This is a genomic window from Streptomyces sp. NPDC091387 (assembly GCF_044756945.1).
Lineage (GTDB): Bacteria > Actinomycetota > Actinomycetes > Streptomycetales > Streptomycetaceae > Streptomyces.
Genome location: NZ_JBIVTZ010000005.1, coordinates 361,427 through 387,841, shown reverse-complemented (window position 1 = coordinate 387,841; position 26,415 = coordinate 361,427). Strand labels below are relative to the sequence as shown.

The 26,415-nt window shown below is 71.3% G+C and carries 22 protein-coding genes and 4 pseudogenes; 17 read left to right on the top strand and 9 right to left on the bottom strand.

The window, feature by feature from the left end; all coding sequences use genetic code 11:
• Positions 1–375 carry a GntR family transcriptional regulator gene (locus tag ACIQM0_RS13420; RefSeq protein WP_363025370.1) on the top strand — a complete coding sequence of 125 codons (375 nt, stop codon included), beginning with the start codon at positions 1–3 and terminating at the stop codon, positions 373–375.
• A 78-nt stretch (positions 376–453) separates the two neighbouring features.
• Here the strand turns inward: ACIQM0_RS13420 and ACIQM0_RS13415 are convergent, their stop codons facing one another.
• A complete protein-coding gene (locus ACIQM0_RS13415; protein WP_401286061.1) occupies positions 454–1,560 on the bottom strand; it encodes a DUF5925 domain-containing protein in 1,107 nt (368 codons plus the stop codon).
• A 246-nt stretch (positions 1,561–1,806) separates the two neighbouring features.
• Here ACIQM0_RS13415 and ACIQM0_RS13410 point away from each other — a divergent pair, with 246 nt between their 5' ends.
• From ACIQM0_RS13410 to ACIQM0_RS13400, 3 genes are all read left to right on the top strand, one after another.
• Complete coding sequence (locus ACIQM0_RS13410) at positions 1,807–2,610, top strand: SGNH/GDSL hydrolase family protein (protein WP_385345456.1); 804 nt, start codon at positions 1,807–1,809, stop codon at positions 2,608–2,610.
• A gap of 304 nt (positions 2,611–2,914) precedes the next feature.
• Positions 2,915–3,178: a hypothetical protein gene (locus ACIQM0_RS13405; RefSeq protein WP_123528064.1), complete on the top strand. Its 264-nt coding sequence runs from the start codon at positions 2,915–2,917 to the stop codon at positions 3,176–3,178.
• Positions 3,179–3,355: 177 nt separating this feature from the next.
• Positions 3,356–3,970 carry a TetR/AcrR family transcriptional regulator gene (locus tag ACIQM0_RS13400; protein ID WP_401286060.1) on the top strand — a complete coding sequence of 205 codons (615 nt, stop codon included), beginning with the start codon at positions 3,356–3,358 and terminating at the stop codon, positions 3,968–3,970.
• Between the two features lie 13 nt (positions 3,971–3,983).
• On the opposite strand, the pseudogene ACIQM0_RS13395 reads toward ACIQM0_RS13400, so the two are convergent.
• From ACIQM0_RS13395 to ACIQM0_RS13385, 3 genes and pseudogenes are all read right to left on the bottom strand, one after another.
• Positions 3,984–4,517: pseudogene (locus ACIQM0_RS13395) on the bottom strand (ABC transporter permease); the annotation flags it as partial.
• A gap of 105 nt (positions 4,518–4,622) precedes the next feature.
• Positions 4,623–4,823 carry a cytochrome P450 gene (locus ACIQM0_RS13390; RefSeq protein ID WP_401286140.1) on the bottom strand — a complete coding sequence of 67 codons (201 nt, stop codon included), beginning with the start codon at positions 4,821–4,823 and terminating at the stop codon, positions 4,623–4,625.
• A 37-nt stretch (positions 4,824–4,860) separates the two neighbouring features.
• Positions 4,861–5,271 (bottom strand): annotated as a pseudogene (locus tag ACIQM0_RS13385) (TetR/AcrR family transcriptional regulator); the annotation flags it as partial.
• Positions 5,272–5,721: 450 nt separating this feature from the next.
• On the opposite strand from ACIQM0_RS13385, the gene ACIQM0_RS13380 reads away from it, so the two are divergent.
• The 3 genes and pseudogenes from ACIQM0_RS13380 to ACIQM0_RS13370 all read left to right on the top strand — a co-directional run bounded on the left by ACIQM0_RS13380 (position 5,722) and on the right by ACIQM0_RS13370 (position 7,233).
• Complete coding sequence (locus ACIQM0_RS13380; RefSeq protein ID WP_401286059.1) at positions 5,722–6,069, top strand: hypothetical protein; 348 nt, start codon at positions 5,722–5,724, stop codon at positions 6,067–6,069.
• 195 nt (positions 6,070–6,264) lie between these two features.
• Positions 6,265–6,474, top strand: a pseudogene (locus tag ACIQM0_RS13375) (30S ribosomal protein S1); the annotation flags it as partial.
• Positions 6,475–6,726: 252 nt separating this feature from the next.
• Positions 6,727–7,233: a hypothetical protein gene (locus ACIQM0_RS13370; RefSeq protein ID WP_401286058.1), complete on the top strand. Its 507-nt coding sequence runs from the start codon at positions 6,727–6,729 to the stop codon at positions 7,231–7,233.
• Between the two features lie 66 nt (positions 7,234–7,299).
• On the opposite strand, the gene ACIQM0_RS13365 is transcribed toward ACIQM0_RS13370, so the two are convergent.
• Positions 7,300–8,478, bottom strand: a complete 1,179-nt coding sequence (locus ACIQM0_RS13365; RefSeq protein WP_401286057.1) for a S8 family serine peptidase — start codon at positions 8,476–8,478, stop codon at positions 7,300–7,302.
• Positions 8,479–8,754: 276 nt separating this feature from the next.
• Positions 8,755–9,309 (bottom strand): GNAT family N-acetyltransferase, encoded by a 555-nt coding sequence (locus ACIQM0_RS13360; RefSeq protein ID WP_401286056.1) that lies wholly within the window; start codon positions 9,307–9,309, stop codon positions 8,755–8,757.
• Between the two features lie 790 nt (positions 9,310–10,099).
• On the opposite strand from ACIQM0_RS13360, the gene ACIQM0_RS13355 reads away from it, so the two are divergent.
• Together ACIQM0_RS13355 and ACIQM0_RS13350 are read left to right on the top strand one after the other, a co-directional pair.
• Positions 10,100–10,492 (top strand): DUF6281 family protein, encoded by a 393-nt coding sequence (locus tag ACIQM0_RS13355; RefSeq protein WP_401286055.1) that lies wholly within the window; start codon positions 10,100–10,102, stop codon positions 10,490–10,492.
• A 439-nt stretch (positions 10,493–10,931) separates the two neighbouring features.
• Positions 10,932–11,083 (top strand): annotated as a pseudogene (locus tag ACIQM0_RS13350) (sulfite oxidase-like oxidoreductase); the annotation flags it as partial.
• 38 nt (positions 11,084–11,121) lie between these two features.
• Here ACIQM0_RS13350 and ACIQM0_RS13345 read toward each other — a convergent pair.
• The 3 genes from ACIQM0_RS13345 to hmgA all read right to left on the bottom strand — a co-directional run bounded on the left by ACIQM0_RS13345 (position 11,122) and on the right by hmgA (position 14,612).
• Positions 11,122–12,339, bottom strand: coding sequence for a type ISP restriction/modification enzyme (locus ACIQM0_RS13345; protein ID WP_401286054.1), 1,218 nt, complete (start codon positions 12,337–12,339; stop codon positions 11,122–11,124).
• Positions 12,340–12,453: 114 nt separating this feature from the next.
• Complete coding sequence (locus tag ACIQM0_RS13340; RefSeq protein ID WP_401286053.1) at positions 12,454–13,239, bottom strand: GntR family transcriptional regulator; 786 nt, start codon at positions 13,237–13,239, stop codon at positions 12,454–12,456.
• Positions 13,240–13,283: 44 nt separating this feature from the next.
• A complete protein-coding gene (gene hmgA, locus ACIQM0_RS13335; protein ID WP_401286052.1) occupies positions 13,284–14,612 on the bottom strand; it encodes a homogentisate 1,2-dioxygenase in 1,329 nt (442 codons plus the stop codon).
• Positions 14,613–14,734: 122 nt separating this feature from the next.
• Between hmgA and ACIQM0_RS13330 the strand changes: the two genes are divergently transcribed.
• From ACIQM0_RS13330 to ACIQM0_RS13295, 8 genes are all read left to right on the top strand, one after another.
• A complete protein-coding gene (locus ACIQM0_RS13330) occupies positions 14,735–16,921 on the top strand; it encodes a right-handed parallel beta-helix repeat-containing protein (protein WP_401286051.1) in 2,187 nt (728 codons plus the stop codon).
• Positions 16,918–17,775, top strand: coding sequence for a hypothetical protein (locus ACIQM0_RS13325; protein WP_401286050.1), 858 nt, complete (start codon positions 16,918–16,920; stop codon positions 17,773–17,775). Before ACIQM0_RS13330 ends, ACIQM0_RS13325 begins: the two co-directional genes overlap by 4 nt.
• Positions 17,776–17,840: 65 nt before the next feature.
• Complete coding sequence (locus tag ACIQM0_RS13320) at positions 17,841–19,124, top strand: hypothetical protein (RefSeq protein ID WP_401286139.1); 1,284 nt, start codon at positions 17,841–17,843, stop codon at positions 19,122–19,124.
• A 45-nt stretch (positions 19,125–19,169) separates the two neighbouring features.
• Entirely contained in the window at positions 19,170–19,790 is a 621-nt protein-coding gene (locus tag ACIQM0_RS13315; protein WP_401286049.1) for a TetR family transcriptional regulator, read from the top strand.
• Positions 19,791–19,940: 150 nt separating this feature from the next.
• A complete protein-coding gene (locus ACIQM0_RS13310; protein ID WP_401286048.1) occupies positions 19,941–22,193 on the top strand; it encodes a molybdopterin oxidoreductase family protein in 2,253 nt (750 codons plus the stop codon).
• 156 nt (positions 22,194–22,349) lie between these two features.
• Positions 22,350–23,705 carry an ABC transporter ATP-binding protein gene (locus ACIQM0_RS13305; protein WP_401286047.1) on the top strand — a complete coding sequence of 452 codons (1,356 nt, stop codon included), beginning with the start codon at positions 22,350–22,352 and terminating at the stop codon, positions 23,703–23,705.
• Between the two features lie 164 nt (positions 23,706–23,869).
• On the top strand, positions 23,870–25,264 hold the full coding sequence (locus tag ACIQM0_RS13300; RefSeq protein WP_401286046.1) for an aldehyde dehydrogenase family protein: 1,395 nt from the start codon (positions 23,870–23,872) through the stop codon (positions 25,262–25,264).
• 65 nt (positions 25,265–25,329) lie between these two features.
• Positions 25,330–26,409 (top strand): Zn-dependent alcohol dehydrogenase, encoded by a 1,080-nt coding sequence (locus ACIQM0_RS13295; protein ID WP_401286045.1) that lies wholly within the window; start codon positions 25,330–25,332, stop codon positions 26,407–26,409.
• Positions 26,410–26,415: the final 6 nt, after the last annotated feature.

Here is a 26,415-nt window from a genome sequence, read left to right as displayed (position 1 = left end):
GTGACTCTGAAGATCTCCGTTGACCCGGATTCCGGCACCGCCCCTTATGAGCAACTGCGCACGCGGATCTCCGAACTGGCCCGCTCCGGCGCGCTGCCGGTCGGCCACAGACTCCCGACCGTACGCGGCTTCGCCGAGGAGCTGGGCCTCGCCGCCAACACGGTCGCCAAGGCGTACCGGGCGCTGGAGGCGGACGGGGTGATCGAGACCCGCGGCCGCAACGGGACGTTCGTCGCCGCCGCGGGGGACGCGGCCGACCGCAACGCGGCGTCCGCGGCACGGGAGTACGCGGAGCAGGCCCAACGGCTGGGCGTGTCCCGTGCGAGGGCGCTCGCGCTGGCGCAGGACGCGGTGCGGGCGGTGTACTCGGGGTGAGGCGGCCCGGCACGGCGTCCTCGGCCGCCCGACGCGGGCGGACCTGCGCCCGCGGGCTCGACCCGCTCCCGCCGGCCCTCAGAGGTACAGGCCCGCGTCCGCGCCCGAGTCCTGCTGGGGGACCGACGCGGGGCCCGTGCCGCGGCGCAGCGCGTACAGCTCCGCCAGGGTCGCGCCCTCGTGGGCCACGTCGCGTCCCAGGCCCTCGTCCGTGCCCAGCCAGGCCACCGACTCCTTGCGGGTCAGCGGGCCCACCTCGATCCGGGCCAGGCAGCGGCCCGGCCTGACGACCGCCGGGTGCAGCCGCTCCAGGTCCTCGTTGGTGGTCACCCCGACGAGGACGTTGCGGCCCTGGCCCAGCAGCCCGTCCGTGAGGTTCAGCAGCCGGGACAGCGCCTGGCCGGCCGTGTGCTTGGCCTCGCCGCGGATCAGCTCGTCGCAGTCCTCCAGGAGCAGCAGCCGCCAGCGGCCCTTCGCCGTGCCGTCGTCCTCGCCGATCGCGATGTCCATCAGATAGCCGACGTCGTTGAAGAGCCGCTCGGGGTCGAGTACGCAGTCGACCTGGCACCAGTCCCGCCAGGACCGCGCCAGGGTGCGCAGGGCGGAGGTCTTGCCGGTGCCCGGCGGGCCGTGCAGCAGGAGCAGCCGGCCCGCGACGTCGTCCGGGGTGACCTTCATCAGCCGGTCCATGGCATCGGCCACCGGGGCGGTGTAGTTGGCGCGGACCTCGTCCCAGGTGCCGGCCGTGATCTGCCGGGTGGTGCGGGAGGGGCCGCGGCGCGGCGACATGTGCCAGAAGCCCATGGTCACGTTCTCGGGCTGCGGATCGGGCTCGTCCTGGGCGCCGTCCGTGGCCTCGTCGAGCACCTTCCGGGCCAGTTCGGGGCTGGTCGCGGTGACCGTGACGTCGGCGCCGCGGTTCCACCGCGAGACGAGCAGCGTCCAGCCCTCGCCCTCGGCGAGCATGGCGCTGCGGTCGTCGTCACGGGCGGCGCGCAGCACCGTGGCGGCCGCGGGCAGCAGCGTCGCCCCGCTCTTGACCCGGTCGAGGGAGGTGCTGTGCGAGTACGACTGCTCGCCCGTCGCGAAGCGGCCGAGGAACAGCGCGTCGACGACGTCGGACGGGGAGTCGCTGTCGTCGACGGTGAGCCGGATCGGCAGCGCGGACTCGGGGTTGGCGGACATGGCGCCCATGATCCGGCACCGGGGCACCCGGCGCACCCAGGTTTCGCCACCTTCCTGCGCGCCGGCCTGGCAGCGGGCGGGCGCTCGCGCGATCTTCCGCGCGCCGGAGTGACGCGCACTCAGGGGACCGGCGCTCAAAGGTCATCCGTTGGACTTGGCATGCACACTTCCGGAATGGCCATCCCTGCTGCTACCACGTAGGTGGCAGAGATCCTGCTGGTCGGTCCAAGGGAGATTCCATTGAAAATGTCCAGACTCGTGGCGTTCTCGTCCTCGCTCCTGCTCGGTGCCGTCATCGCCCTGACCGGGGCGGCCACCGCGAACGCCGCTCCGTCGGTCCAAGCCGTCGACTACGTCGCCCTCGGCGACTCGTACTCCTCGGGTGTCGGCTCGGGCAGCTACATCAGCTCCAGCGGGGACTGCAAGCGCAGCACCCTCGCCTATCCCTCGCTCTGGGCGGCGGCGCACTCTCCCGCCTCGTTCGCCTTCACCGCCTGCTCCGGGGCGCGTACCGGTGACGTGACCGCCGGCCAGCTGGGGCCGCTCAACGCCTCGACCGACCTCGTCTCCCTCTCCATCGGCGGCAACGACGCCGGATTCTCCGACGTCATGACGACCTGTGTCCTCCAGTCGGAGGCCACCTGCCTCAGCCGGATCGCCACCGCCCGCAGCTATGTGGACACCACGCTGCCGGGCAAGCTCGACTCGGTGTACTCGGCGATCAGCGCCAAGGCTCCGTCCGCCCACGTCGTCGTCCTCGGCTACCCGCGCTTCTACAAGATCGGCGGCAGTTGCGTCGTCGGTCTGAGCGACAAGGTGCGCTCCGCCATCAACGGCGCGTCCGACTACCTGAACGCGGCCACCGCCAAGCGCGCGGCCGACCACGGCTTCACCTTCGGTGACGTCACGGGGAAGTTCACCGGGCACGAGATCTGCTCGGGAAGCGCCTGGCTGCACAGCCTCAACTGGCTCGACATCGGGGAGTCGTACCACCCCTTCGCCGCCGGGCAGTCCGGTGGCTATCTCCCCGTCCTCAACTCGGCCGCCTGACACCCGCGCCGACGCCCTTCCTCGGTCCGCCTCGGCCGTCCGCTCCGGTCGTCCGCTCCAGCCGTCCGCCCGAAGGAGGCCCCGCAGGCAGGGGCCTCCTTCGGGTGCCTTCTGCCGGACGGCCCCGGGGTGTCCGATCGCTGACGCTCTGTCCAACTCGCCCTGGAATCGGGCAGATTCGGAGAACCGTCGTCAACCTCCGTATGTGTGTGCTCAATCCTGTGCCCGGGATACACGAGTGTCGTCGCGGGGGGATAGGGTTAACCTGCCCGGGTCGGGTGCCCTCGTACGGGTGGGGAGTGACATGGAACAGATAACGGTGCGCAGCAGGCCGCGAGTGCCTGCTATTACCTGCGGGAGCGGTGCGACGAGTTCGCGCCTCGACCGCCATCTCGCGGTGCTGGGCGGCCCTGTCGTCCCGCAGCGCGATTCCGCGGAGGCGACGCTGCTGATGCGCGAGCTGACCTCGCGCGACGCCGCGCACACACGCCGGAGCAAGAGCGCGCGTGTCTCGCTCTTCGCGCCTCTGCGACGACTGCGACGCTCGCTCTTCGGTAGCCGCCGCTGATCCGACGGCCCCGGTCCAGGTTCCGCGCTGCTGCCCGCTCTCCCGTCATCCCCGGGGCCGGCAGTGGCGCGTCGCCATGTCCGCGTGAGGCTCTCGGCGTGGCTGTGGGTCCCCGTCGGCCTGCGGTGAAATGGGTGGCGAGGTAATTCGGTGTCGAAGTACTTCTAGACTGGCCGTATGCCCGAAAAGCGAGCCGCGCGCCTGAGCCCCGACGAGCGAAAGGCGCAGTTGGTATCGATTGGCGTGGACATGCTCGCCGATTGCTCGCTGGACGAGCTCTCCACCGATGACGTGGCGCGCCGCGCCGGTATCTCCCGGGGGCTGCTCTTCCACTACTTCGACTCCAAGCGCGACTTCTACCGCTGCGTGGTGCGGCGGGAGTGCGACGACTTCGCCGCGGCCACGGAACCGGACCCCTCGCTGGAGCCGGTTCCCTGGCTGCGGTCGTTCATCGCCGGTTTCGCGGCGTACGTCACGGAGCACCGCAAGGTCTATCTCGCGCTGGTCCGCGGCGCCGCAGGCAGCCATCCCGCGGTGGAGGACATCGTCGAGTCCACCCGAGCCACCCTGGCCCGGCGGGTGGAGGAGGGTCAGCGGCGGCTCGGGATGCCGGATTCACCCCGGCTGCTCGTCGCCGCACGGGCCTGGATGGCCTTCGCCGAGGAGGCCGTCACGAGCTGGCCGCTCGACGAACCGGACGCCCTCGCGGAGCTCGGCGCGTTTCTGGAGTCGAGCTTCATCTCCCTGCTGGGCGCGCTGGACCGGCCGGCCGCGCTGTCCGACGGCCCCTGAGGGGCGCCGCCCGTCACTCGCCGCCTGCGTACCGGCGTACGGACAGCGGTACGGCGACCGCGAGCAGCACCGCCGACCGGGGAAGCGTCCCGGCCACCGGATGGGCGACCGGCCAGGCTGCGTCCGCGGCCGGTGCGGCGTTACCGAAGAGATCCCGGGCGGCCGCGGCGGCCGCGCTGATCGGGTTCCACTCCGCGAGGGTGCGCGGCGGGCCGGGCGGATTGCCGGTCGGGATGTACGCGCTGGAGAGCAGCGGCAGGATGAACGTGGCGGCGCCCAGCTGTCCGGCCGCCTCCTCGCTGCGGACCAGCGGCCCGAGCCAGCAGCCCGCCCACGCGGCGGCGAACCGGAACAGCGTCAGCAGTCCGAACGCCCCCAGCGCGGCGGCCGGCCCGCCCTCGATCCGCCGGCCCACCGCGAGCCCGACCAGGATCAGCGCGGCCATGCCGACGGCCGTGGTCAGCAGGTCGGCCGCGGTCTGCCCGAACGGCACGGCGGACCGGCTCATCGGCAGCGTGCGGAACCGGTCCGTCACGCCCGGGTGCGTACCAAGAACGTGGAGTCATGCCGCGGCCGGGACCGCTCCCCGGAGCGTGCTGCCCCTCACGGGAGGCAAGGCGTTCGGGGAGCGGTGCCCGGAACCGGGGTTGGGTCAGCGGGTGACCATGAGCTTGCGGACGCCGTAGTTGGTACCGGTGAAGTCCATGGGGACTTCCTCCAGCGGGGTGGCGAGCCGCAGGTTGGGGAAGCGCTGGAAGAGCTTGGGCAGGACGGTCCTGAGTTCGGCGCGGGCGACGTTCTGGCCGAGGCAGGCGTGGACGCCGTAGCCGAAAGGCGAGCTGCAGGACCAGATCTTCCGAAAACTCGTCGTGGTAGAGGCTGTGGTGCAGCGAGACCATGCCGTGAAGTCCGGCCCACAGCGTCTGCGCGGCCTGCTCCACCGGAAGGGACAGGCCGAACCCGCCTTCCGCGCGGCCGCGCAGTCCGGCGCGCAGGCCGGCGGAAATGTGCCGCGCCGGGTGGGCGCCGATCCTGCTCGGGTCCGCCGCCGGCTGGTGCACCTCGAACATGAGCCGGTAGTGGCCCGGACTGCCCAGGGCGAACCGGCAGTACGCGTGCGCCTGCGCCCGGACCCGGTCCCGCGGATCCGCGTCGCCACCGGCCAGGGCCGCGGCGGCCATCTGGGCGGCCAGTTCGCCGTAGCGGTCCTCGAGCGCCGCCCACACCAGCTCGGTCTTGTCCTGGAAATGCAGGTAGATGCTCGGAGCGGAGATGCCCACCTCCTTGGCGACCGCCCGCATCGTCAGCCGCTCGGAGCTGCCCCATTCGCCGAGCAATCGCTGGACCGCGGCCACGATCTCGCGGCGCCGCCGCGAACCCTGCCCGTCCCGCTGACCGCCACCGGTCGGCCCTGCCTCCATCGCGTGCACTTCCCTTCCGCCAATCAGGTTACGACCTTGGGGGTAATCGTTCCGAGCGGCGGATCAAGGCCGCCGGCTTGCCCCGCGACAAGTCGCTGCGTGCCGTCAGCTTCGACGCGCCCCCACTGGACCCCGCCATCATCCACACTCTTCCTGCGAGTTGGTCAGGAAAGGGCTGCCGCTGCAGCCAGGTGACCCCGCACCCCGGACCGGCTCTCGGTACAGGCACCCTTGCGGAGCCGAGGACCCGGAGAAAGGCGGTCGACAGCTGGTGACTCAGACGGCGAGGATGCCCTTGAATCCGATCAGACCGCACACCAGGAGTCAGGCGTGTCCCGGACCTCGGACGTAGGCCTTGTGTTTGCGCGTGCCGTCACCGTGAGCGACGTGGTGAGCGCCTTGACGGAAGCGGGGTGGTCGCTGGAGGAACCACTCGGGCTCTCCTACGTGGTGAACGACGACGGCATGTTTGACTGGCAAGCGACAGTTGTTGACCGGGCCGACGAGGTTCTGTCGCTACTGGATGCCCCGGACAATCGTGCGTTCGACGTCGCGATCTGCGTCTACCACCCGCAGGCGGGAACCGGTGGCCAGTTGCTGTTCCCGGGGCCGTTCTCAGTGTTGCTTCCTCCCGACGATCGACCGGCGAAGCCTTCCTGGAGCGCCAAGGCTTACTGACATCGCCTGGTACGTGAACGTGCTGATCCCCGCCCTTCTGCCCGTCGGGCTCCTCAGCTACGAAGCACGCGATCTCGTCGACCAGGGATGCTGCGGGCGATCAAGGTGTGGCGGCTGAAGCATGGCGGATTGCGGACGGTCGCCGCAGCTTGAGGGCATGGCCGGCACCTGACGTCGTGTGTCAGGGCTGCGGGTATGGATTGGCAGTCTGAGAGCCCGGAACTCTGGGCGTTCCTGGATTCCCCGCACTGCGGCGACATCCTGTCCGGTACCGTCGCGGCGATCGAAGGGTTCGGGGTCTTCGTGGCCCTGGACGACGGGCCTGGCCATCCCATCCTGCCCGGTGTCGGGTTCCTCGGTATCCCCGAACTGTCCTGGCGGCGCTTGGATGATCCCACCGATGTCTCGGGCCCGGCAGGCCCCGCAAGAAGCCGGACAGCCTCGCTGAGGACAAGGCTTACAACAACGGCTCCGTCCGCGACTACCTGCGGCTCCACGGCGTCCAGAACGCGATCCCGGAGTGCCGAGCCCTTACGTTCCGCCTGGTTACCTTGACGGCGGATCACTGGGCCATTTGATCGCGTTCAAATATAGTCTAGGTTCGGTCGATGAGGCCGCGAGGAAGGCGGCCGCCCGGAGGTATGGGGAGGGGCTGGCGTGAGCCGAAAGTTGTGGCGCTCGATCGGCTTCACAGGGCTGATGATCGCGCTGACCGTGTCCTGTGGCTTGGCTGCGAGGATCTATGCCGCAGACGTTTCAGCGGACCAGGTTCAGGGGCGATGGACCAGCGAAGCGGGCACGTCCCTGACCTTTCACGAGGATCACACCTTCGCTGCCGAGCACTTCGACTGGCTGCGCGCGTCAGACTGCAAGAACCCTTCGGCCCTGTCATCTGGCCGCTGGGCGTTCTACGCATCTGCTGATGCCGACCAGTTCAACGCCGCTGACGAGACGGCCACGCATGGCGCCGTCCTGTCGCTGATCTTCTCCTCCGGCGGCTGCGAGGTAAATGTCTATCTCTTCGGTGACGAAGACCACCCTTCGATGTGTCCGACCGGAGACCCGGATGACGGCTGTCCTGGTGATGGCTATCTGCACCGGAAGCAGACTGCGGCTTCCGCCCTTGATACAGCCGGAACTCGGCTTGCCGGCTCAGGTAAGTAGCACTCGCTTCCAAAGGCAGACGCTGAGCCCTGCGCCCATTGACCGTCCCCCCGGATTGCTTCGAGATCACAACCCGCTGGTGTACAGAAGCCGGTTGGGGGAGCCGTCGGTGACCGAGAGGGTGTCCTTCGTGGATGCGTCGTCGAGCCAGCCGGCCACGGTTGCGGCGTCCGCCTGCGGGTGTGCCGCCTTGTACAGCAGGGCAACGCCCGCTACGTGCGGACTGGCCATCGAGGTGCCGCTCTTGGAGACGCTGCCGCCACCGAGCCTGGCCGAGATGATGTCCTGCCCGGGGGCGAACAGCGACACGCAAGGGCCGTAATTGCTGAAGCCCGTCTGGCGGTCGGTTCTATCGCTGGCCCCGACGGCCAGCACTTCGGGTGCGCTCGCGGGCGAGGCAGTGCAGGCGTCCTTCGCGTCGTTGCCCGCCGCGACCACCGGAAGGACGCCGCTTTCGGCCAGGGCGTCGGCTGCGAGGTTCAGCGCCGGTGAGTAGGCGTCGCCGAGTGAGGCGTTGAGCACCGCGGGCTGTACGGCGTTCCGCGCGACCCAGTCCAGACCCGCGATGGTCCCGGCGATGCTGCCCTCGCCCGAGCAGTCCACTACCCGCACGCTCACCAGCTTCGCCGAACGTGCGATCCCGAAGGTCTTGCCGCCGACCGTGCCTGCCACATGGGTGCCGTGGCCGTTGCAGTCCTGACCGTTTTGGCCGTCTCCGACCGCGTCGAAGCCCGCAACCGCGCGCCCGCCGAACTCGCTGTGGCCGAATTCGATGCCGGAGTCGAGAATGTAGCCCGTCGTGTTCGCCCCGGTGCCGACGGCGTTGAACTGCCCGTCGAGCGGCAGGTTTCGCTGGTCGATCCGGTCCAGCCCCCACGACGTGGCGGCGGCCCGGGACTGCCGCTCGCTGCGCGTGCCGTCGGACACGGCGACGGTGGAGTTCTCTTCGACCGCCGTGACGCCGGGCGTCGCGCGTACCGCGTCGAGCTGCGCACCGGTCAGCGCGGCGGAGAAGCCCCGCAGCACCGTGTCGTAGGTGAACATCGTCTTGATGCCGAGGCTTGCGACCATCCCCGACACGTTCGCAGTCCTGTCGAGCCGGACGATGTACTGGCCCGGCACGGCCCGACCGGAATGGTAGAGGGGGGCGTCCGCCACGGGGGCAGCCACAGCCGATGGCAGGGGGAATCCCAGCGGCGCGATCAACAGAGCGGCGGCGGTCACGCCGCCCCAGAGCATGCGCATATCCAACACTCCATCGCTGAGGCTGTGGGCCTGCGACCCGCCTGGCGGCGGCAGCAGGGCATGGCCCTCGTAGACTCCGACGCCACCGTGCCCCGTTGGCCCCGACACGCCGCCCCTGTCGGCCCCGTCAGCCGATCAGACCCACCCTGCAAGAAGGTGTTCGACAAGCGGCTGCCGCACACAGAGCCCAAGCCCCGTGAGCTGTTCGCGAAGTTGCAGGCCGAGCACGGAACGGCGCTGGTCGTGCCCGACCAGCCGGCCTCGTCGTTGTTCGTGTCAAGCGAACTCGACGCTGAGTTGGGAACCCAGTTCCTCGAAGCCCAATACGGCCGCAACACGGCGGGAGGCGGGAGGGCGGGCGCGCCACTGCGGGAGCAGCCCGACAGCGAGGGCGTGAGTGACCGCCGCTGAGCCCGTCACCTGTGCCAGTCCACGTCCGCGTGCTTGTGGCGCCGTCAGTACGCCGATATGGGCCGTCCGCCTCGGCCAGGCCCGGTATCCCGCAGCAGCGACCACCTGGCCGTGCTCGCGGACCACGAACGCGGGCGACGTGATCTCCTCCAGATCAGCCTCACCAGCGTCCTCATGGCCAGCCATCCGCTCCAAGCTCCGCACATCCTGATGAACGGCCGGCAGTTGCTCCACCGCCAACGCACCGGTGTCCGCCGGCCGGAATCCCCCTGCGGACACGTATGACAGCGCCGCCGGCCCGAGCACCCGCGCGACCGGAAGGGCCTCCCGGATCAACGCAGCGTCCACGACGGCCTCAACCGGCAGCCTCCCCAGTGCGTCACGAACGATCACGGCGGCGCTGTCATTCGGCGTGGTCACGATCGCTGATCCGCCCAGAGCTACCACTCCGACCCAGCCAACCGGGCACAGCCCGGACCGCGGGGAGACCACAACATTCACACCGCACGGCTGGGCGAACGACACTGGCGCCCGCGCCAGTTCCTCCCAGAGCTCACGGGCTCGGGCCACCAAGGGTTCCATCGGCATGGCCTCGATCCTGCCAGCCGAAGCAAGTCGCTGAACCGGGAATTCCGTCGTCCGCGCCGAGGTGCTCGGCGAGCTGTCAGCCGTGCCTGCGGTCCACCGGGCCCAGTGGCCCACGGACGTAGTCCCGCGTCCGGTGCCGGGGCTCCGCACGGACAAAGCGGCGCCCTATCCGCAAGGGGGGATCACCAAGTCCTTCCTATGGCTTGCTTGTTGGTACATCAGTCATGCTGGCGGGTTGCCCGACACGCCGTCACTACAAGCAGCGCGGCCATACGTTCGTGGAACAACCCGACAAAGCCCGTCCCGGCCCTGTGCCGCATATCGGCGGGCGCTTCGGACGGCTGCTCGAATTTGCCGCGCCGCCGGTGCGCCAGGAGCAGTGGCCGACGTCGCTCGGTTGGCCTGAGTGTGATCCTTGCCGCCTGCCCCAGGCTGCGGGATCACATCGCGGGCCGAAAAAACGCGCGGCAAGGGAACTTGATCCGAGTTGCCTGCGTCAAACCGCGGAACACGAGGGCCTCACCATGGGCACGGTCTCGTTCCCGTGCTGAGCGATGGCGAGGTTACTCGGGGAAGAGGAAGCGCCTTTCTTCCTTGCAGCATCCACTGAGGGGGAACACGTATGAGCAGGACCGGGCGATCCACTGGCTTGCTGGTGGCGGCGGCCATGGTGATGTCAGTAGCCGCATGCACAGCCGGCGGTGGGGGCGGTGGCGATGCCTCCTGCGCCAATCTGTACACCTATCAGGACAGATCGTATCTGGACGTGAGTCCAAACGTGAGGTTCACACCCGGGAAGAAGATCGGCGTCGCAACCCACACAACCTGCGATGACACCGGCGGTCAGGATGAGAGCGAGGAGTCGGTTTCGTCAGAGAATGCCTACGAAGTAGACGGCATCTCTCCCAAGGTCGCCCTCGCCATTGGGGACACGCCGGAGACGGCCACGTTCTTCGCCGTTAACTCTGGCAAAGAGGTCCCGTCCGAGGTGCAGAAACTGATCGACGGCTCCTGATCTGAAACGCGGGGTTCGGTGTGCTTCGAAGCTGACACCACACCGAACCCCGCGCACCAGGCGGGGCAGCCACGTAACGACCGTTCTCAGCCTCGCTGTCCAGCTGGGCGCGTCCAGCACGCTCACAGTCGCTAGAGCGGGTGTTCTAGGGGTGAGTCGGGTCGTGATCTATCTGCGCGTTTCGCGCTCGTCGAGCGGGCGGGTCCGGTAGTCCGTCATGCATGGCACGGGCGCAACTGGCCGACGTGGAGCGGGAGTACGCAAGAGAAACAAATCAGGCCGGGCGCCGATGATGTCGTCGAGCGAAGACGCCTCCGGCGGCGCCGCAGCTTCCGACCGAAAGCCGCCCTGCTCGGAGGCTCGCGGGGCGGGCAGGCAACCAAGGGGGCGGAAAGGCGTACTCCTCCCGCCACAACCGCGCCTACTTGTGCAGACGAAACATCAGGGTGGCTACAAAGGGCCCAAGTGGCTTCGGGCCATTGAGTACATGACCCAGGACCGGCGCGGCTTCTGGGGGAGCGTGGCTTCCACAACGTCGCCGATCCCAGCACTGGCCGACGGCACTCGTACCAGGAGGACGAGAGCCGGTAGACGGCCTCGGGGTCAACGGAAAGCTGGTAGCCGCGCTGTCACAGCAGCGCGAACTGCCCGTCCGGGCCCTCCTCCTGGTGGTCGAGTACGGACGCGGGCCGCCGTGCCGCGGCCGCCACCGGCAGTACCCCCGCCGCCCAGAGCTCCTCCGCGCCGATCCGCGGGCCGTGTGCCAGTTCGTCCTGCCGGGGCCGCAGTTCGGCGAGCAGGGCGAGCAGTGTGATCAGTTCCAGCAGCTCGGACGTCCACTCCTGCGGCCAGACTCGGGGCCGTACGGCCTCCAGGCCGTCCGCCCCGGCCACCGTCGTGCGCCGCTCGAACCACAGCTCCAGCATCCGTACGCCGCCGACCCGGAACTCCCACGCCCCGGCAGGCACCGGCGAGACGCGGCCCGTGCCGAGGACCAGCGCCTCTTCCTCGGAGTCGTACGACAGGTCCGACGGGGTGGGAGGCACCGCGGCGCGCACGTAGGGGCGGCGTCCGCCCGGCAGGCGTGGCCGCTCCCCGCCGCGGGCCCCGCGCAACTGGAGCCGCAGCAGCTCCCGGCCCAGCTCCACCCCCGCCAACCAGCGCGCCGTGTCCGCGGGCAGGGGCACCACGCAGCCGGCCGGGGAGTGCCGGGCCGCCGCCAGGATCCACGCGAGCACGCACTCCGCGCCGACCGCGTCCCCGTGACGGTCGCGCAGCAGGGCGAGCAGGCCGGGTGCCAGATTGGGTTCGAGGCCGCCGGGGCGCCGGTAGAGCGGACGGATCCGGCCGGGGCGGCCCGCGGGGGAGTGACCGTCGGGCAGCAGCGCCGTCACGGACAGGGCGGGGCCGGTGTCCTGGGGCACCCGGCCGTGCTCGACGGCGAAGAGCTGGTGCCCGTCGGCCACCCGCCACAGTTCGGGACGGGCGGCGTCTATCAGCCGGTGGTCGGGGAGCAGCCACTGCTCGTCGAACGGGCCGTGCAGGATCCGTACCGGCTCCGGGCACCGGCCGGGCTCGCGGGCGAACCGGCCGGTCCCGGTGTTCTGTCCGGGCAGGGCGGCCACCGGAGTGTGCGGGGTACGGGAACGGGTGGGCCGGAACAGCCGCTCGCGCTCGGCGTCCCCGGCCCGCACCAGGCGGTCCCAGCGGGCCCTGAGCGAGGCCGCGTCCGGAGCCGTCACCCAGGGGCGTCCGGTCCGCAACGGCCGTACGGACCAGGGCATGAGGTCGTCGAGGAGCGGGCCGCTCGGGCCCTCGCCGGAGCCGGCCGCTGCCGGTGCTGCCACCGTGTCGTCCTCCCCGTCGCCACGTCCGCCGCCTTCCCCGGCATCGTAACGGCGCGGCCGGGGCCGCGGCAGGGTGCCTGTGCGGTGGGCCGGGAGGCGGAGGCGGCCGGGGCGTCAGTGCGCCTCCACCGTGACCGAGAACGAGAAGCGGTCGCCCCGGTAACGGATCTGCGCCACATCGACCACCCGGCCGCTCTCCTCGTACGTCACGCCCGTGTAGTACAGGATCGGGCTGAGCAGCGGGACCCGGAGCAGGTCGGCGGTGACCGGGTCCGCGAGCCGGGCCTCGACCGTGTCGGTGATCCTCGCGATCCGGACACCGACCCGGTCGCGCAGCACCTTCGTCATCGGCCAGCGGTCGAGATCGGCGGGGTCGAGCCCGGCCGCGACCTCCGGATGGATCCAGTTCCGGGCCCAGTTGGTGGGCTCGCCGCTCTCCTCGTCGCACCGCAGCCGCCGGTAGCCGACGACCTCCGCGCAGCCGGGGAAGTACTCCGCGACATCACCCGGAACGGCGAACGGGCCGTGGTCGAGCACCGTGGTCAGCTCGCCGGACTGCTGGGCGACGATCGCGTCGATCGAGCCGAGCAGCCGGACCGGTGACACCCGGCGGGCGCGCGGTTCGATGAACGTGCCGCGCCGCCGGTGCCGGCTGATCAGCCCCTCCGTCTCCAGCTCCTTGAGTGCCTGACGCATGGTGAGGACGCTGACGCCGTAGTGCGCGGCGAGCCGCTCCTCGGTCGGCAGCCGCAGTGTGGCGTCCGGGGTGCGGCCCAGTATGGAGGCCCGCAACGACTGCGAGACCTGGTACCACAGCGGCAGTTTGCGGTTCAGGACCAGCGAGTCGGGCGCGAAGGCGGCCCCCTGGGGCGCGGGGGGCTTCAGAGGGGGCTGCGGCACCTTGGGTCACCTGTATTCGTCGTGGCCGGCTCTTGCGCGGCCCGTCACGGCCTGAAGTTGCGGCTCAGACCCTGCCACACCTCGTCGTAGCCGTGCTGGAGGTGTCCGGCGGTCGCGGCCTGCCCGGTCGCCGTGACGGGCCAGCGGGTCTCGAACATGAAGGCCAGGCCGTCGTCGATCCTCTGCGGCTTCAGCTCCGCCGAGCTCGCCCGGTCGAAGGTCTCCCGGTCGGGGCCGTGCGCCGACATCATGTTGTGCAGCGAGCCGCCGCCGGGCACGAAGCCCCCCTTGCCGGCCGTCTTCGCGTCGTACGCGCCCTCGATCAGGCCCATGTACTCGCTCATCACGTTGCGGTGGAAGTACGGCGGCCGGAAGGTGTTTTCGCCGACCAGCCAGCGCGGGGCGAACACCACGAAGTCGACCCCGGCCAGACCGGGGGTGTCCGACGGCGAGGTCAGCACCGTGAAGATCGACGGGTCCGGGTGGTCGTAGCTGATCGAGCCGATCACGTTGAACCGGTGCAGGTCATAGACGTACGGGGTGTGGTTGCCGTGCCAGGCGACCACGTCGAGCGGCGAATGGTCGTACGTCGCCGACCAGAGGTTGCCGCAGAACTTGTTGACCACCTCGACCGGGCGCTCCACGTCCTCGTACGCGGCGACGGGTGCGAGGAAGTCCCGCGCGTTGGCGAGGCCGTTGGCGCCGATCGGGCCCAGTTCGGGGAGGACGAAGGGCTGGCCGTAGTTCTCGCAGACGTAGCCGCGCGCGGTGGCGTCGAGCAGCTCGACCCGGAAGCGGACGCCGCGCGGGATCAGCGCGACATGGCCCGGTTCGGCGCGCAGCAGGCCCAGTTCGGTGCGGAGCAGGAGGCCGCCGTGCTCGGGGACGATCAGCAGCTCGCCGTCACTGTCGCTGAACACCCGGTCCTTCATCGAGGAGTTGGCGTGGTAGAGGTGCACGGCCATGCCGCTGCGCTGCACCGCGTCGCCGTTGCCTCCCAGCGTCCAGAGGCCGGACAGGAAGTCCGTACCGGGCGAGGGCTCCGGGAGGGGGTCCCAGCGCAGCCGGTTGGGATCGGGGACGGATTCGGTGAACGGGGCGGTGCGGACGGCCCCGTTGTCGATCCGGCGGAACGGCGGATGGGCCGCGGAGGGGCGGATCCGGTAGAGCCACGAGCGCCGGTTGTGGGCGCGCGGCTCGGTGAAGGCCGAGCCGCTCAGCTGCTCCGCGTAGAGCCCCAGGGGTGCGCGCTGCGGTGAGTTGCGGCCGTGCGGCAGTGCCCCCTGCGCCGCCTCCGAGCTGTGCTGATTGCCGAAACCCGCGGAATGCCGCAGCCCTTCCGCCGTCTTCCTCGCCTGCTCGATGCCGCTCATGTGCGCTCCCGGTGCCGAAGGAATCCTATGGGTAACCGTAGGAATCAAAAGGAGGTGAGTCAACGGCATTCGTCGTGCGCAGGGGGGTTCCAAAAGTTGAACAATGCTCTACTCTCCGGCACATGTCGTGGACACGAAGACTTCTGGTGATCCTGGCGGCGCTCGCCGCCGCCCTCCTCGCGGTCCCGGCCGCCCAGGCGCACGAGGAACGGCCGGTCACCCTGCCCGACGGAACCGGCAGCGTCCCCGAGCACCGAGGCGGCGAGCCGGACCTCCTGGTCTGCAAGAGCGACCGGGCCGACTTCGAGCACCGGATATCGGGCTTCCCCGACGCCCTGCGGTCCAGGAACCTCAAGCTCTTCGACCGGTGCCAGACGTCCGGCTACCGCCATCTCCAGCAGGCCGTCGACGCGGTCACCGAGCCAGGAAAGAACATCGCGATCCTGCCCGGCCTCTACGAGGAGGAGCCCTCGCTGCCGGCGCCGGCCGGGGAGTGCGCCCGGCTGAAGGCCCCCAACTCCCAGCTCGGCTACCAGATCCTGAGCTACGCCCAGCAGGCGAAGTGTCCGCACAACCAGAACCTGGTGGCGATCCTCGGCAAGAAGGACCTCCAGATCGAGGGCACCGGTGCCGAGCGCACCGACGTCGTCATCGACGCCAAGTACCGGAAGCTCAACGCGGTCCGGGCGGACGGCTCCGACGGCGTCTACTTCAAGAACTTCACCGCCCAGCGCACCACCTTCAACTCGCTGTACATCCTGGCCCAGGACGGCTTCGTCATCGACGACGTACTGACCCGCTGGAACGACGAGTACGGCTTCCTGACCTTCGCCAGCGACCACGGCCTCTACAAGAACTGCGAGTCGTACGGGAACGGCGACTCCGGCATCTACCCGGGCAGCGCGTCCGACATCAACGACGGCTACGGCTACAAGGTCCCGCGCTACTCCATCGAGATCACCGGCTGCCACAGCCACCACAACATGGTCGGCTACTCCGGCACCGCCGGTGACTCCGTCTACGTCCACGACAACGAGTTCGACCACAACATGGGCGGCGCCTCGATGGACAGCGCCTTCCCCGGCCACCCGGGGCTGCCGCAGAACCACGCCCGCTTCGAGCGCAACCTGATCCACGACAACAACGCCGACTACTACCCGTACGTCGCCGACGGCACCTGCGCCAAGCCGCCGGTCGAGCGCGGTTACGAGAACGGTGTGGTCTGCCCGCAGATCTCCATGCCGCCGGGCACCGGCATCATCACCGCGGGCGGCAACTGGAACATCTACGAGAACAACTGGGTCTACGGGCAGCAGCGCGCCGCCTTCTTCCTGAGCGCAGTCCCCGCCTTCATCCGCGGCGAGAGCGCCCTCGGCAAGCAGACCGACACCTCGCACCACAACCGGTACGCCAACAACCATCTCGGCGTGGACAAGGCGGGCAACGCGCGGCCCAACCACGCCGATGTGTGGTGGGACGGCCAGGGCGACGGCAACTGCTGGCAGTCGGACGCCGGCCCCTCCACGCCCCGCTCGCTGCCCGCCTGCGGCGACGAACGCGGCGCGGTCACCGGCCGCACCGACCGCCTGGCGGGCGAGCCCGTCAAGCTCGCCCAACTGCTCGTCTGCGCCGACTACAACGTGCAGGCGCGCCGGCTGCCGGCCGGCTGCGACTGGTACGGGGCACGCGGGATCGAGCGCATCGAGTTCCAGGCGGCCCTGGGCATCGCGGTGGTGCTCGTGCTGGTCGGCGGCGTGCTGTGGTGGCGCAGGCTGCGATCGAGCAGGCTCGCCACGGCGGCCTCGGTCCTCGGTCTCATCGGCCTCGGCCTGGACGTCGCCGGGTCGACCATGGGGCTCGCCTCCTCGTACCTGCCCGCCGTCGCGCTGCTCCTGACCGGGCTCTGGTGGACGGGCATCGGGCTGGTCCTGCGGCGGGAGCGGCCGGGCCTGGGCTGGACCACGGTGGTGCTGGGCGCGCTCACGCTCCTCGACGCACTGGACAAGGGCGTGTTCATGATCCCGTGGATCCCGCTGAGTCCCGCCTGGGTGCGGGGCCTGCTCGGCGTGGTCTGGGTGGTGTGGGCCGTGGTGGCCGCCGCCCGGCACGGCGAGCGGGAAACCGGGAAGCCGGTTCCGGACGGCGGTGCGGGCACGGGCCGGGCGGGCCCGGAGCGGGTTCCGGCCGCCGGTGCCCCCTCTGCCTCAGCGCCTGACTCTGCCTCTGCTTCCGCCTCTGCTTCCGCCCCGGACGGCACCTCGCCGCCGCAGAGTCCCCCGGCTCCCGCCCCGGACGGAGACGCCTCGTGACACGCCTTCAGAATCAGGTGCAGACTGCCCCGCGGTCGCGACCGCGGACCGGCCGCAGGGCCGCCCTCTCCGTGCTCACCGCGGCCGCCCTCGTGCTCGGCGCGGGTGCCTGCGGCGGACGGGCCACCACACATCACAAGCCCGGCACCAGCCATGAGCAGGCCACCGGCAGCGTCGGCCGGCTTCTGTCCTCGGACGACGGTTCCGGTCACCGCCTGCGTCAGGTCGACGCCAAGGGCGCGCCGGAGGTGACCGTCGCCGTGCGGCCGGACTCGGAGGACGGCTGGAACGTCCACCTCTCGGTACGGAACTTCCGGTTCACCCCGGACAGCGTGGGCGGCGGTGCACTTCTCGGCCGGGGCCACGCCCGCCTCTTCCTCGACGGCCATCCGCTCGCCCGGGTCTACGGAGCCTGGTTCCACCTGCCGGAGTCCCTGCTCCGCGGCGCCGGGGGCGGCACCGAACTCACCGCCCGGCTCTACGCCGACGACCACACCGCCTGGGCCGTCGGCTCCACCCCGGTCCAGGCCACCGCCGCCCTCACCGCCACGGCGACGACCCCGCCCGCGTCCACCCCCGCCGAGCCCGCCCCCGGCACCACGCTGGAGATCTCCGTCCGCGACGGCAAGGTCAGCCCGGCGCCGGGGCGCGCCGAGATCAAGAAGGGTCGGACCGTGCGGCTCCGGGTCCGCAGCGACCACGACGACACCCTGCACGTGCACGGCTACGACAAGGAGGCGCGGCTGCCCGCGGGCAGGACCGTCACGCTCACGTTCACCGCCGACCGCACCGGGCTCTTCGAGGTCGAGACGCATGAGTCCGATCTGCTCCTGACCCAACTCGTCGTACGGTGACGGCCGGTCCGGGCGGCGGTAGCGGCACCGGCGGCGATACCGCCGCCGGTGCCGGTGCGGATGCCGTGCGCGTCCTCGCCCATGGCATCGGCGCCCAGCACGACCTGCCGCTCTCGCCCTTCTACGCGTTCGCGGGCGCCTTCGCCGCGCTGTTCGTCTCCTTTCTCGCACTCGGCCTGCTCTGGTCCGCCTCCCGGTTCCGCGGCGGACTGGCGGGCCGCCCGCTGCCGGCCGCCGTCCAGCGCGCGGCCGACGCGCGTGCCACCCGCGCTGTGGCCCGCGCGCTCGGCCTGGCCGCCGCGCTGTACGTCGTGCTGTACCTCCTCCTCGGCCCGGCCGGCCCGGACCGCAATCCGGCCCCCGGCGCCGTCTACGTACTCCTCTGGGTCGGGCTCGTCCCGGCCTCGCTGCTGCTCGGCCCCGTCTGGCGGCTGCTCAACCCCCTGCGCACCCTCCACCTCCTGGCCTGCCGCGTACGGGGGCGCGACCCCGACGCGGGCCGTCCCGTGCCCGCACGCCTCGGGACGTGGCCCGCTGCGGCCGGGCTGCTCGCCTTCACCTGGCTGGAACTCGTCGCCCCCGACCCCGCGTCACCCACCGCACTGCTGCTCTTCCTCGGCCTGTACTCCGTCGTCCACCTCGTGGGCGCCGCCCGCCACGGCGCCCGCTGGTTCGACCACGCCGACGCCTTCGAGGTCTATTCGGGACTCCTCGCCAGGCTCTCCCCGCTCGGCCGCCGCCCCGCCGACCGCCGCCTCGTCCTGCGGTCCCCGTTCAACGGACTCGACGCCACGCCACAACTCCCCGGGCTCGTCGCCACCGTCTGCGTCATGCTCGGCTCCACCGCCTACGACGGCTTCTCCGACGCACCCTCCTGGATCACCACCGTCCAGACCTCCCCCCTGGGCCGCACCACCGCGGCCACGCTCGGGCTTCTGGGCGCCGTCGCCCTCGTCGCCACCCTCTACGCGCTCTGCGCCGGGGCCACCCGGCTGCTCTCCGGCCAACTGCCGCACCCCCTCACCGCCTTCGCGCACTCGCTCGTCCCGATCGCCCTCGGCTATCTCGTCGCCCACTACTTCACGCTCTTCGTCACCGAAGGTCCACGTACGGTCATGGTGGCACTCGGCACTGACAATCCGGCTCCGCCCGAACCGCTCCTGGGGCCGGGCGGTGTCGCCACCCTCCAGGTCCTCGCGATCGTCCTCGGCCACGTCCTCGGAGTCGTCGCCGCCCATGACCGTTCCGTACGGCTCTTCCCGCCCGGACGCGCGATAGCCGGCCAACTCCCCCTGCTGATCCTGATGATCGCGTACACCATCGGCGGGCTGAGCCTGCTCATCGCCTGAGGCCGGTCCGCACCCTCGTGCCCGGCGAAGGAGGCCCACGGCATCATGGAGTCCGTGCCCCATGCGAACACGAACCTCCGCCGCGCCCCCGTGCAGCAGCGCAGCGCCGAGCGCCTCGCCCGGATTCTCGACGCCTGCGCCGAACTCCTCGACGAGACCGGCTACGAGCAGCTCTCGACCCGGGCCGTGGCCGTGCGCGCCGAAGTCCCCATCGGCTCCGTCTACCGGTTCTTCTCCAACAAGCGCGCCCTCGCCGACGCCCTCGCCCTCCGCAATCTGGACAGCTACGCCGAGCGCATCAAGGCCCGGCTGGTCAGCATCCCGGCCGGCGACTGGCACCGCGCCATCGATGCGGTACTCGACGAGTACCTGGCGATGAAACGTTCCGTACCCGGCTTCGCGCTCATCGACTTCGGCGCACCGGCACCCGACGAGGACCCGGCCGACGACGCCAATCACCGGGTCGCGAGCCGGCTCGCGGACCTCATCTCCGGGCATCTGGGCCGTACGTCCGACGAGGATCTGCTGCGCACCGTCCTGGTCTGCGTGGAGGCCACCGACGCCCTGCTCAAGCTCGCCTTCCGCATGGCCCCGGCCGGCGACGAGGCGATCGTCACCGAGACCCGGGTGCTGATCCAGGCGTATCTGGCGCGCGTACTGGAGTGAGTCCGCCCGGTGCACGGCGTCCGGCCCGCCCCGGGCGGAGGGCCGGACAACCGGCTCGCCGCAACACCTCCCCACCATGCGTACCGGTCGGTATGCTCGGCCCCGGTCGACCACGTACGCGCCTCAACGCCGCCGCCCCGGGGAGGGCCCATGCCGCACGACCCCAGCCGTACCCGCACCGCCCTGCGCATCTGCCCCCTCTGCGAAGCCACCTGCGGACTCACCCTCACCATCGAGGGGAGCAGGGTCACCGGCGCCCGCGGTGACCGTGACGACGTGTTCAGCCACGGCTTCATCTGCCCCAAGGGCGCCTCCATCGGCGGACTCGACGAGGATCCCGACCGGCTGCGCACCCCGCTCGTCCGCAGGAACGGTGTCCTGACGGAGGCGAGCTGGAGCGAGGCGTTCGACGCGATCGCCCGCGCCCTGCCCGCCGTCACCGAGGAGCACGGCCCGCAGGCCGTCGGCGTCGTCCTCGGCAACCCCAACGTGCACACCATGGCCGGGGCCCTCTACCCGTCCGCCCTGCTCGGCGCGCTGCGCACCCGGGCCCTGTTCACCGCGAGCACCCTGGACCAGATGCCCAAGCACGTCTCCAGCGGGCTGCTCTTCGGTGACCCGAACTCCATCCCGGTCCCGGACCTCGACCGCACCGGGCATCTGCTGCTGCTCGGCGCCAACCCGCTCGAATCCAACGGCAGCCTCTGCACCGCCCCCGACTTCCCCGGCAAGCTGAAGGCGCTGCGCCGCCGCGGCGGCAGCCTCACCGTCGTCGACCCCCGCCGCACCCGCACCGCGCGCCTCGCCGACCGGCATGTCGCCATCCGGCCCGGAACCGACGCCCTCCTGCTCGCCGCCCTCACCCACGTACTGTTCGAGGAGAAGCTGACCGACCCCGGCGCGCTCGCGGACCACGTCCAGGGGATCGATCAAGTCGCGGAAGCGGTGCGGGACTTCCCGCCCGAGGCGGTGGCCGCGGCCTGTGACGTGGACGCCGGAACCATCCGCACGATCGCCCGGGAGCTCGCGGCCGCCCCCACCGCCGCCGTCTACGGCCGGATCGGCAGCTGCACCGTCGAACACGGCACCCTCGCCAGCTGGCTCGTCGACGTCCTCAACATCCTCACCGGCAACCTCGACCGCCCCGGCGGCGCCCTCTTCCCGCTCTCCGCCACCGCCCGCGCCCCGCGACCCGCCGCCCCCGGCAAGGGATTCGCCCTCGGGCGCTGGTCGAGCCGGGTCTCCGGGTACCCCGAGGCCAAGGGCGAACTGCCCATCTCCGCACTGGCGGAGGAGATCACCGCACCGGGGGAGGGGCGTATCCGCGCACTGATCGTCCTGGCCGCCAACCCCGTGCTCTCGGCGCCCGACGGCGACCGGCTCGACCGGGCGCTGGCCGACGGGCTCGACTTCATGGTGAGCGTCGACCCGTACCTCAACGAGACCTCGCGCCACGCCGATGTGCTGCTCCCCCCGCCGCCGCCCTCGCAGAGCGCTCACTTCGACTTCGCGTTCAACACCCTGGCCGTGCGCAACCAGGTCCGCTACAACCGGCCCGCCGTCCCCCTGGACGCCGACCGGATGGACGAGGGCGAGATCCTCGCCCGGCTCGTCCTGGCCGTCTCCGGGATGCACGGCGCGGAGCCGGACGCGGTGGACGCCATGGTCATCGACCGGACCCTCGGCAAGACCGTCGCCGACCCCCACTCGCCCGTGCACGGCCGGGCCCCCGCCGAACTCGCCGCCGCGCTCACCGGCCGCACCGGCCCCGAACGCCGCCTCGACCTGATGCTGCGCCTCGGCCCGTACGGCGACGGCTTCGGCGCCGACCCCGACGGCCTCACCCTGGAACGGCTGCTCGCCCACCCCCACGGCATCGACCTCGGCCCCCTCACCTCCCGGGTCCCCGAGATCCTCACCACCCGCAGTGGACGCGTCGAGCTGTTCCCCGCGCCCATCGCCGCCGACCTGCCCCGGCTGCGCGACGCCCTCGCGGGCCGTACCGACCCCGACGCGCTCGTCCTCATCGGCCGCCGCCACCTGCGCTCCAACAACAGCTGGATGCACAACGTCGCCGCGCTCACCGGCGGTTCCAACGTCTGCACCCTCCAGATGCACCCCGAGGACGCGGCGCGGCTCGGACTGGCGGACGGTGCTGCCGCCACCGTCACGGGGGACGGCGGTGAGCTGACGGCCCCGGTCGAGATCACCGACGGGGTACGGACGGGCGTGGTGAGCCTCCCGCACGGCTGGGGGCACAGCCGCCCCGGCACCCGGATGTCCGTCGCCGCGGCGACGCCCGGCGTCAACGTCAACCAGCTGCTCGACGGCACCCGGCTCGATCCGCTCTCCGGCACCGCCGTGCTCAACGGCATCCCCGTCACCGTGACACCCGCAGGCTGACCGAAGCCCTGCGGGCCGGTCCGGCGCGGCCCCGAACCCGGCCCAGTGCCCGGCGACCTTTGCGCGAGTCATTCCCTCACCCCGCCCAGTGGGTTAATTTCAGGCCACTGCTGCCGCTCCCCACCGCTCCACCACCATCCTTCCGGGCGGAACCACATGACTCGCGCCATCACTCTGAACAATGTCAGCAAGGCGTACGGGCGGTCCTCGCGTGCCGTCGACCGCCTCTCGCTCTCCATCGACCCGGGCGAGTTCGTCGTCCTGCTCGGCCCCTCCGGCTGCGGGAAATCGACCGTGCTCCGCATGATCGCCGGTCTTGAGGACGTCTCCGAGGGCGAGGTGCTGCTCGACGGTGAACCGGCCAACCACCTCTCGCCCCGCGAACGCGGGATGGCCATGGTCTTCCAGAACTTCGCGCTGTACCCGACCATGACCAACCGGGCCAACATCGGCTTCCCGCTGAAGCTGGAGAACCCGCGCCAGGACCACAACGAGCGCATCGAGAACACGGCCAGGATGCTCGGGATCGAGCGCGTCCTGGACCGGCTCCCCGGCCAGCTCTCCGGCGGCGAGCGCCAGCGGGTCGCCATGGGCCGGGCCATTTCGCGCCGGCCCTCCGCCTTCCTGATGGACGAGCCCCTCTCCAACCTCGACGCGAAGCTCCGCAACCATCTGCGCGCCGAGATATCGCAGCTCACCAAGGAACTCGGCGTCACCACGGTCTACGTGACCCACGACCAGGCCGAGGCGATGTCACTGGGCGACCGGGTCGCCGTGATGCGCGGGGGAGTGCTCCAACAGGTCAGCCCGCCGCGCGAGGTGTACGCCCTGCCGGAGAACGTGTTCGTCGCCGCGTTCATCGGCACCCCGCGGATCAATCTGCTCCAGGCGGTCGTCCACGCGCCCCTGGAGGGCCGGATGTCGATCGACCTCGGCCGCCAGCGCCTCCCGCTGCCCGAACCGCTCAGCCCCGACCACCAGTTGCTCCGCATCCAGCAGGGCCGCCGGATCATCGTCGGACTGCGCTCGGAAGCGGTCCGGATCGCCCCGCCCAGCCAGGCCCGCCCCGGGGAGGTCGCGCTCAGCGGCATCGTCGAGCACGTCGAGTACCAGGGGCACGAGGCACTGGTCCACCTCAACACCGGTTCACAGCCCGCCGTGGTGCCCGATCTGGAATCCGCCCGCCAGGAACGCGGCATCCCGCGAAGGCGCCGCGCCGAAGGCGGAGCCGGCGTGCTGGAACGCCTCAGGGAACGCGCCACCGGGTACGTCAGCGGTCCCGTCGCCGTCCTGGACGAGCCGGGTCCCGAGGCGCTGCCGCCAGGGGCGCGCAGCCCCGACCGCCCCGCGGTCACGGCCAGCGACCTCGTCGTGCGCACCGGCCCCGACATGCGGCTGCGCACCGGGGGCCAGGTCCCGCTCCTGGTGGACCTGGCGCACCTGTACGTCTTCGACCACCAGGGGCGCCGGATCTGCCCGCTGCCGAAGGACGTCCCCGGGCTGGACACGTAACCGAGGCGCCGGGCTCGACCGTTCGACGGAGAAGGAGGCCACCCCGCCCACTCCCGGGTGAAACGGGGGACCACACGTTACCCTTGTCTCTGGCGCCTGAAAACTAACAGCGCTAGTTTGGGGCGTGGACGACCCTGTCCGTCACCGTGCCCGGGAGGAACACCATGAAGGCCCACGACGGTATGTACATCGGCGGCGAATGGCGGCAGCCCGCGGGGGCGGACACGATCGCGGTCGTGAATCCGGCGGACGAGCAGGTCATCGCCCACGTCCCGGCCGGAACGGCGGCCGACGTCGATGACGCGGTACGGGCCGCGCGCGCCGCCTTCCCCGGCTGGGCCGCGACCCCGCCGGCCGAGCGCGCCGCCCGGATCGGCGCGCTGCGCGACGTGCTGGCGGCCCGCAAGGACGAGATCGCCGAGACGGTCACCGCCGAACTGGGCTCACCGCTGCCGATGTCGCAGATGGTGCACGCGGGCGTGCCGGTGCTGGTCGCCGGCTCGTACGCCGAACTGGCCGCGACGTACGCCTTCGAGGAGCGGCACGGCAACTCCACCGTGCTCCTGGAGCCCGTCGGTGTGGTCGGCGCGATCACCCCGTGGAACTACCCGCTGCACCAGATCGTCGCCAAGGTCGCCCCCGCGCTCGCCGCGGGCTGCACCGTCGTCCTCAAGCCCGCGGAGGACACCCCGCTCACCGCTCAGCTCTTCGCCGAGGCCACCGCGGAGGCCGGTCTGCCCGCCGGGGTCTTCAACCTGGTGACCGGCCTCGGCCCGGTCGCCGGACAGGCCCTCGCCGCGCACGAGGACGTGGACCTGGTCTCCTTCACCGGGTCCACCGCCGTCGGGAAGCAGATCGGCGCCACCGCGGGCGGCGCGGTCAAGCGCGTCGCCCTGGAGCTCGGCGGGAAGTCCGCCAACGTCATCCTGCCCGGCGCCGATCTCGCCAAGGCGGTCAACGTCGGCGTCGCCAACGTGATGTCCAACTCCGGCCAGACGTGCAGTGCCTGGACCCGGATGCTGGTGGACGCCGACCGGTACGAGGAGGCGGTCGCCCTCGCCGCGACGGCCGTCGCGAAGTACGTACCCGGCGAGCGCGTCGGCCCGCTCGTCAACGCCAAGCAGCAGGCCCGGGTCCGCGGCTACATCGAGAAGGGCATCGAGGAGGGCGCCCGCGTCGTCGCGGGCGGCCCCGACGCGCCGCTCGGCACCGGCTACTACGTCAGCCCCACCGTCTTCGCCGATGTCACCCCGGACATGACCATCGCCCAGGAGGAGATCTTCGGCCCGGTCCTCTCGATCCTGAAGTACGAGGACGAGGACGACGCCCTGCGGATCGCCAACGGCACCGTGTACGGGCTCGCCGGCGCCGTGTGGGCCGCCGACGACGCGGAGGCCGTCGCCTTCGCCCGCCGGATGGACACCGGACAGGTCGACATCAACGGCGGCCGCTTCAACCCGCTCGCCCCCTTCGGCGGCTACAAGCAGTCCGGCGTCGGCCGCGAGCTCGGTCTCCACGGCCTCGCGGAGTACCTCCAGACCAAGTCCCTCCAGTTCTGAGCCCGTTACCGCCCGAGTCCGCACCGCCCCGAGTCCGCACTCCTCGATCAGCAAGGAGCAAGTCCGTGGTCCGCGCCGCCGTACTGCCCGCCGTCGGAGCTCCGCTGGAGATCACCGGCATCACCCTTCCGGAACCAGGACCCGGCCAGGTCCGGGTCCGTCTCGCAGCCGCCGGGGTCTGCCACTCCGACCTCTCGCTGTCCAACGGCACCATGCGGGTGCCGGTGCCCGCCGTCCTCGGCCACGAGGGAGCGGGCACCGTCGTCTCCGTGGGCGACGGCGTCACCCGTGTCGCGCCCGGCGATGCCGTGGTGCTCAACTGGGCCCCTTCCTGCGGGAATTGCCACCACTGCGGGATCGGCGAGGTCTGGCTCTGCGCCAACGCCCTGGCCGGCGCGGCGAACATCCACGCCCGCACCGCCGACGGCACCGAGCTGCACCCCGGGCTGAACGTCGCCGCCTTCGCGCAGGAGACCGTCGTCGCCGCGAACTGCGTGCTGCCCGCCCCGGACGGCATCCCGCTCACCGACGCCGCCCTGCTCGGCTGCGCGGTGCTGACCGGGTACGGCGCGGTCCACCACAGCGCGCAGGTCCGCGCGGGTGAGTCCGTCGTGGTGTTCGGTGTCGGCGGGGTGGGCCTCGCGGTGCTGCAGTCCGCCCGGATCGCGGGCGCCTCGCGGATCATCGCGGTGGACGTCTCCCCGGAGAAGGAGGAGCTGGCCCGGCGGGCGGGCGCCACCGACTACGTCATCGCCTCCGCCACCACACCCCGCGAGATCCGCGGCCTCACCGGCGGTCAGGGCGCGGACGTCGCGATCGAGTGCGTCGGCCGCGCCGCCACCATCCGTACCGCGTGGGAGTCCACCCGCCGGGGCGGCCGCACCACGGTCGTCGGCATCGGCGGCAAGGACCAGGAGGTGACCTTCAACGCCCTGGAGATCTTCCACTGGGGCCGCTCCCTGACGGGCTGCGTGTACGGGAACAGCGACCCGGCCCGTGATCTGCCGGTGCTGGCCGACCACATCGGGGCGGGCCGTTTCGACCTCTCCATGATGGTCACCGAGCGGATCGCGCTGGACGGTATCCCGGCGGCCTTCGACAACATGATCGCCGGAAAGGGCGGCCGCGCCCTGGTGGTCTTCTAGGGCAGG